Below are 551 nucleotides of genomic sequence, written 5' to 3' on the forward strand. Positions count from 1 at the left end.
TCCGTATATGATCCAACGCTCTGGGGATGATGCCGGTGTGTTATCTTTCATCAAAAAGCTCCTATCAATGCCTGCTTAAAGAGGTTTCTGGTCATTGGCTTTTTCTTGTTGAATTGTGGTCAAGCCTTGCTCGAATGTGGTGATTTGAAAATCTAGAAAACGAGTCTGAAACTTATCTGAAACAAAAAGGTTGTCAGATTCGTAGCGAGGCAAAAGCTCGGCTGCATCTCGAATGGTTTGTTTAAATCGCCCAGCTAACCACAATTGCCAGCGCTTGATGACTTTGTATTTCGGTTGAACGTTAAAAACCTTTGCTGCAACAGTGATAAACTCCCGATACGTCAGTCGACGATCATCGCAAGGCAAATGCCAAGTTTGTCCGTAAGCATCGGGCGTATTCCCAATTAGCGCCATCGCTCGGCTTGCGTCTGGCGTATAAATTAAGCTGCGTTTGGTGTCATCACGTAAAAACACTTTTGCGCTCTTTTGGTTAAGTAGATTATCGATAATGGCGGAGTTAGTGATGCTTTGCGTTTTTCCCGGGCCGTAAA

General features: G+C 44.3%; 1 pseudogene. It reads right to left on the reverse strand.

The window, feature by feature from the left end:
• Positions 1-75 precede the first annotated feature (75 nt).
• A pseudogene (locus R7Z50_RS30130) lies at positions 76-551 on the reverse strand (NAD-dependent epimerase); the annotation flags it as partial.

It is taken from the genome of Vibrio sp. 1249-1 (genome assembly GCF_033340495.1).